Source organism: Aulosira sp. FACHB-615, from assembly GCF_014698045.1.
In the GTDB taxonomy this organism is placed as follows: domain Bacteria; phylum Cyanobacteriota; class Cyanobacteriia; order Cyanobacteriales; family Nostocaceae; genus Nostoc_B.
Window position 1 is genome coordinate 1 of sequence record NZ_JACJSE010000073.1, and the last position, 6,485, is coordinate 6,485.

At 42.6% G+C, this 6,485-nt stretch carries 8 protein-coding genes and 1 pseudogene; all 9 read left to right on the top strand.

Going from position 1 to position 6,485, the window contains the following annotated elements; genetic code table 11:
• A pseudogene (locus H6G77_RS34995) lies at window positions 1-766 on the top strand (helix-turn-helix domain-containing protein); the annotation flags it as partial.
• A gap of 36 nt (window positions 767-802) precedes the next feature.
• Window positions 803-1,642 (top strand): DnaB helicase C-terminal domain-containing protein, encoded by an 840-nt coding sequence (locus H6G77_RS35000; protein WP_190593353.1) that lies wholly within the window; start codon window positions 803-805, stop codon window positions 1,640-1,642.
• A gap of 5 nt (window positions 1,643-1,647) precedes the next feature.
• Window positions 1,648-2,028: a hypothetical protein gene (locus tag H6G77_RS35005; protein ID WP_190874109.1), complete on the top strand. Its 381-nt coding sequence runs from the start codon at window positions 1,648-1,650 to the stop codon at window positions 2,026-2,028.
• Between the two features lie 5 nt (window positions 2,029-2,033).
• On the top strand, window positions 2,034-2,426 hold the full coding sequence (locus tag H6G77_RS35010; protein ID WP_190874110.1) for an ASCH domain-containing protein: 393 nt from the start codon (window positions 2,034-2,036) through the stop codon (window positions 2,424-2,426).
• Between the two features lie 173 nt (window positions 2,427-2,599).
• On the top strand, window positions 2,600-3,871 hold the full coding sequence (locus H6G77_RS35015; protein WP_313954546.1) for a DNA cytosine methyltransferase: 1,272 nt from the start codon (window positions 2,600-2,602) through the stop codon (window positions 3,869-3,871).
• 127 nt (window positions 3,872-3,998) lie between these two features.
• Complete coding sequence (locus H6G77_RS35020) at window positions 3,999-4,247, top strand: helix-turn-helix transcriptional regulator (RefSeq protein WP_190874111.1); 249 nt, start codon at window positions 3,999-4,001, stop codon at window positions 4,245-4,247.
• 90 nt (window positions 4,248-4,337) lie between these two features.
• Window positions 4,338-5,429: a UvrD-helicase domain-containing protein gene (locus H6G77_RS35025; protein ID WP_190874112.1), complete on the top strand. Its 1,092-nt coding sequence runs from the start codon at window positions 4,338-4,340 to the stop codon at window positions 5,427-5,429.
• A 74-nt stretch (window positions 5,430-5,503) separates the two neighbouring features.
• The gene (locus tag H6G77_RS35030) at window positions 5,504-6,046 is read left to right on the top strand and encodes a PD-(D/E)XK nuclease family protein (RefSeq protein ID WP_190874113.1); all 543 of its coding nucleotides are present in this window, start codon (window positions 5,504-5,506) and stop codon (window positions 6,044-6,046) included.
• Window positions 6,047-6,144: 98 nt separating this feature from the next.
• Window positions 6,145-6,390 carry a hypothetical protein gene (locus H6G77_RS35035; protein WP_190874114.1) on the top strand — a complete coding sequence of 82 codons (246 nt, stop codon included), beginning with the start codon at window positions 6,145-6,147 and terminating at the stop codon, window positions 6,388-6,390.
• Window positions 6,391-6,485 lie beyond the last annotated feature (95 nt).

Consider the following 6,485-nt stretch of genomic DNA (forward strand, 5'->3'; position numbering starts at 1 on the left):
ATGTGTGTGTGAAGAAACTGACTCTTACTTACAACCAAACCAGGAAAAAGAACCAATTCCTGAATCTCTCGCTTCGTTGTCAAATCAATCCGAGACTTCGCATCACACAGACAATCCCTCATTTCGACCAACTACTGCGGCGGGGTCATTCGAGAAAGGCGAACAACCGAACAATAAACCCAGCAAACCAAAATTTCAGTCCATCGAGGATTTGCTCAATCACATTCTGCTTGACCCCAGCATCATGGCATCTGAGCCATTACCCGCAGTTTACAAAAACGAAATCAAACTGCGCTGTTGGCGTTTCCCCTGGCGCACAAATACCAGAGACAAAATTTACCAAACCTGCGATCGCCGTTTAGTGGAGTTAATCGCCAAGGAACGAGCCGGGTGGGACAAGGTTGATTGGCAGCAAAAAATCCCCACTGTCATCAAATCCATCAGCAATTGGGAGGTGAGTAAAGCTGGTTTAGAAGAACTGCTGGTCTATTGGTCAAAAGTTACCGAATCATCTACACCAACGTTTGAAGAATCTCAATCAAACGACCAGCCTATTGGCTACTACTCGAATCGTTCTCTTGATTGGCATAAAGCAACATTCAGTGAACTTCTAGACCGCATGGATGAAGTTGGCCTTGAGAATGCGATCGCTTCTTTCAGTACCCGCTATGACCAGCAACACCCAGGTGCGACAGAAAAATGGCTGGAATGGTTAAAACTTACGCATCCCTCAATGTATGCGTACTTACATCCAAATGCAGCGTAAAAATCATTTGCAATTTATGTTCCAAAGGAGATATTTATGACACAAGACAAACTAAACTTCACATCACAACAAGACCGCTTACCCCCACAAAGCATTGAAGCTGAAGAGGCAATACTCGGCGGTGGTTTTCGTAAAGGGCGGCTGTATGTGCTGGCTGCTCGTCCTTCTGTTGGTAAATCTGCTTTGGCTGGTAATCTCGCTCTCAATGTTGCCAAAACTGGAAAGTTGCCTATTTGCGTTTTCAGCTTAGAAATGTCCATTGAAGAGTACACACAGCGATTTTTGAGCAGCGAATCTGGCATTGAAAACAATTTTCTCGAAAGAGGAGCTATTTCTGACGGTCAGTGGCAACCCTTGAGTGGGGCGATCGCTCAACTGAGTGAACAACAGATTTTCATCAACGACGAATCTTGCCCTTCTCTCAATGAAATCCGTAGCCAAGTCCGCCGAATTTCATCCCATTATGGTGGTGTTGAACTTGTGATTGTTGACTACTTACAACTGATGGCTGAAGCTGCTGACTTCAGGACAAATATGACTGAGCGTGTTGCCGAAATCAGCCGGGGATTGAAGAAACTCGCCAAGGATTTGGATGTACCAGTTCTGGCTTTATCCCAGTTAAGCCGTGAAGTTGAACACCGCAATGACAAACGCCCCATACTCAGCGATTTGCGCTCCAGTGGTGCGGTAGAGCAAGACAGCGATGTTGTGATCATGCTCTACCGCGAAGAAATGTACAACCCCGATACCCCAGATCGGGGCATTGCTGAGTTAATCGTTCGCAAGCAACGTAATGGCCCTACTGGCACGGTCAAGCTTTTGTTCGATCATCAGTTTATCTCTTTCAAGAATTTGTCTCGTGGTCGCGGGTTTTAATAAATATGAGTACCATCTACCAAGAACTCCTCAACCAGTGGGCTTCCCTTGCGCCCGAAGAATGTTCAACTACTGAGCGCGATTACAAGTTCAAGGTCAAAATTCTGCCCACAGTCGAAAAACGCAATTCAACCAATGCTTCGCGTGTCGTCAGTTCTGAAAATATTGAGTGGCGTTTGTCCACCCATGAAGGACAAGCTTTAGAACAACTTAACTTCATTCTGTTAACCATCATCAATCACTGCGCTGCTCGACAATCCAGCATTGGCTTTACTTTTACTGAGCTTGGGACTACTGCGGTTATCTGCAATGGTTTGAAATCTCAACCGCAGTTTCACCCGGCTATTGCAGCGTTGGACGCATACATTCAGCTATTGGAGTTTTAGAACCCATGAAAGCATTGTCAGTCAGACAACCCTGGGCTTGGGCAATCATTTACGCCCAAAAAGATATCGAAAACCGAGTCTGGCCCATTCATTACCGAGGCGATATTCTCATTCACGCTGCCTCAAAATGTACCAAGAAAGAGTACCACTCTGCTCATGAATTTTGTCAAAGACTGGGTATGTCCGTACCAGAGCTAAAAATGCTGCGCCGGGGTCAAATCATTGGTGTGGTTACAGTGGTCGGTTGTTTGTTCTCACCAACTGCTTCTGGTTGGGGTATGCCTGAGCAGTACCATTGGAAGCTGGCGAATCCACGCTCCATTACTCCAATTCCCTACATTGGGCAGTTGGGTCTTTTTGATGTGCCGGATGAACTGGTTTCTGAAGCGATCTCTTAAACTCTTTTTGCCTCATGTCCACTCATACGGGGATGCTCTCTATGTCTGTTGCGACACCCGAAAAATTCTTAGAGGACGACCTTAAAAGCTCACATCTTCGTAGTCAAGGATGTCTTTAGCAGTACACAGAAACTAAAAAGCTACAAGATGGTTCAACGGCGCATTACCCATCAGTGATTGGTGAACGTGACCCAAATAACCTCAAGCATTGGCGCTACGGCTACAACTGGGAAGAGAAAGTTAATGGTATTTGGAAAGGTCGCTCTATCGGCTCCATCCCTTGTGGTGCAGTTACTCTCATTCGAGAAATGCAAAAGGCAGGGGCCAGTAAAAATGAGATAATCGCCTTCATCAAACGAGCTAAAGCAAAAAAACAGTCCCCTTCTAAACCTGTCCTTCCAGCTAACGCACCGATCGCTGTTGTGCTATTTGCTGGGGGCGGCGGTGTAGAAGCCGGGATGGTGCAAGCTGGCATTCGTCCGGTCATTGCAGTAGAACACGACCCAACCAAACCGCAACTAAGTCAGGCGATCGCCCAAACCCATCACCGCAACTTCCACGAGTATGGTTGCAAAGTAATCCAGCAAACAGTACAGGAGGTAGCACGGTTAGGATTTATTGGGTTTCCAGCCAACCCCGACTACCTCCACGCCTCCCCGGTGTGTGCCAACTTTTCTCAAGCCCACACCGCAAAGGCTGGGATTGCAATAGAAACGGATGATGACCTGACCGCAGCGCAAGCAGTAGCTGTTGCTATTCGGCAGTTGCGGCCACGGCTTTTTTCTTTAGAAAATGTTCCACGCTATTTGAGCAGTCAGAGCTTTAATATCATTCTGAATACTTTAGAGTCCCTTGGTTATCGAGTGAATTACAGCGTGGTAAACATGGCAGACTTCGGACTACCCCAGGCACGACGGCGTTTAGTTCTGGTTGCTTGCCGGGATTTGGCTCTCTCGTTACCACCAACATCTGGCTCTGTCAGTTGGTATGGGGCGTTCACGAAGTGTGCCGAAGGTATCGCTCACCTCATTCCCACGATGCCCGATTCTCATCTACTGCCCAAACAACAGCAAGCTGTAGAAAGATTTTTGACGGCGAATGACCCCGTACCACTGCTGATTGAAAGGGTTGGTGGGAGGAATGGACTGAAGTACAAGCCCCTTAAGGAGCCAGCGAATACTATTGTGCGATCACATTTCACGGATCACAAAGGGTGCAACCGCAATAAATTCGCTGATATTTGGTTGCCTGATGGTAGGGTCAAGTCTTTATCAATTGAAGCTGCTGCCATTTTGCAGGGGTTTCCCAGGTGGTACGAATTCCCCAAGGAGACAGCAACGGCTGGGTCAATCATCGGATATTCTGTACCGCCTACTTTTGCTCACCAAATCTTTGCACATATACAAAAACAATTGGAGCAATCCTATTATCGCTTATATAGATAAATTTATTTAGAAAAAATAAATAGATTTTGCGCGTAAATACTGAGCTTATCAGGTTGTTGTATGGTTATTATGTAGCCAATCGTATAGCACCTGCTACTTAAGTTAGTAGGATAAATTTTAAAGCTAAATGACTACTCAAAACTCCTTGGCTATTAACCAGCCAGAGGTAGGGCAGTTTATCCGTGAACTGCGGCTTTTGGCTGGATTAACACAAGAACAACTCGCCGATAAATTACGTGTCAAATATAGCACCATAAATCGTTGGGAAAATGGACATTATAAACCCTCACCACTAGCAATGGAGAAGATTGAGGGGATGTTAAAAGATATGGGGACTCAAGGGCAGAATTTGTTGACTAAGTATTTGCCTAATTAGTTTTTAGCTCATTTTTGTGTGAGCGATCGCAGTGCGACTGGTTGATGTATTTGGTAATGATGCCAGTGCAACAGTAGAAGTGAAGTAACAATGATAGATTTAACGACTTTTCATACCTGTCTTGCTCAACCTAACGCTCGTGGTTATGAGCTAGATGACAAGCAAAAGGAAGCAGTTGAGTATAGTGGAGGTTCTTTATGGCTGTTAGCAGGCCCAGGTTCTGGAAAAAGCGAAGTGTTGGTTACACGCACTTTAAAGTTACTCTGTGTAGATAACGTTAAACCGCGCTCTATCTTACTAACAACTTTTACTCAAAAAGCAGCACGTAATCTTGAAGATCGCCTTGCAAGTTATTTGGTGGCACTTCAGAAAGCAGATTCTAGCCTTCAATCAGTAGATTTAGCTGACATAAGGATAGGAACATTACATAGTTTGTGCAATGATATTCTTCAAGAATACCGTTATGAAGAATACCAAAATGTACGTTTGCTAGATCAGGTTGAGCAAGATTTATTTGTTTACCGTTATGCTTCAATAGCAAATTACCAAGATTTAAATTTCTGGACACAATTTGCTCATACTGTTCCTGATTGGCGGAATAAAGATTATTATCCTAGCAAGTGGAAACGTGCCAAGGCAGCAGTAACTCTTTTCAATCACATTGTCGAAGATCATGTTGATGTAGATAAAATGCTTCTAGCTGGAGATAATTGGGCAACACTAGCAGATTTTTATCAACAGTATACTCAAGAGTTACAAAACAAGTACAGATGTGATTTTGCTCATCTTCAAGGTTGTTTTCTTAGGTTTTTAACCTCTGCTGCTGGAAAAAGATTTTTAGAAGGAGATGGAGAAAACCAACCTCCTCTGCTGCATATCCTTGTTGACGAATATCAAGATACCAACCCGATTCAAGAAAGAATTTACTTAGCTCTTGCTAATCAAACTTCACATAGTATTACTGTAGTAGGAGATGACGATCAAGCACTATATCGATTCCGAGGTGGGAATGTGTCTTGCATGGTCAATTTTGACAAAGCTTGCATCGCAGCGTTGGGCGTATCTCCGAAGAAATACGCGAATACTTTAATGAAGTTCAAGAAGCACAGAAGGATAAAAAAACAGTTCCATTACCACCAAGTAATATTATTAAATACTTCCTTCAGGTTGAAAATGGACTGAATAGTAAAGGAATTTTAGCTATTAGGTCAAGGACTAGAGTTCAAGCTGTAAAAATTTTACAGTATTTTAATGCTTTGGAAGGTAGTACACTCTACCCAAGAGTTAGAGATACAGAACATAGGTTACAAGCAGATCAGGTAGGTCATATTCTTCATGGAGTTGTGGATTTACTAATAGACTCAGTTGATGACAATGTAGACCCAGCAAACTGTGAAATGTGGGATTACAAAGGTAGTAGTCGTGTTGGTTTAAATCCAAAAGATTTAGAAACTTATGAGTTTCAAATGCGGGTTTATGCTTATCTCTATCAACGTAAATATGGAGTTTTACCAAAGAAAGCAGTTTTGTATTTTCTTAACGAACTTGATGGTGAGACTTGCCCAACTCAGCGTCCAGCGAATGCTTTAATTGAAGTCAGTATTGAGCCTGATGAAATTGAAGTAGCTATAAATGAGTTTACTAAAACAGTAAATCAAATTGAAGAATCACGTTGTACTAATCAATGGGAAGCTGCTGTTCCTGGACAGATCAGCGAACAAGATTGTAAAAGCTGTGATTTACGCTGGTCTTGTAAAACACCTAACGGTGGTAAAGGAGTTAAACATATTTATCCATAAATGAGCTAAAAACATTGATGTGTAGAGCAAAATTTAATTTTGACTATTATTTCACTCTAATTAAGATTGTCAAGTTTATTAATTAATGGAGAAAGTTAATGGAGAATAGAATACAACAAATTCTCACAGATATTGAGTGCATTCAAGAGAGTTTATTAGGATTTTCTGATGATGTTTGGCTAAACATTGAACATAATAACTCACAGGCACTTCAAAGAGGAGTAGATTTCAAAGTAGCTTTTAACCAAAAGCTAAATGATTTTAACCAGATTTCGGATGAAATCTCAAATTTAATTGAGAGTTATACTAATATTCATCCTGAATCACAGGGGGAACGCATCTAAATATAGTACATAATTACTAAAGCAGAGATAAAGGCAGCGATCGCTGATGATATAGAGGTTGAGCAATGAGGGTTTGATGGTAAAGTCATTGTAAA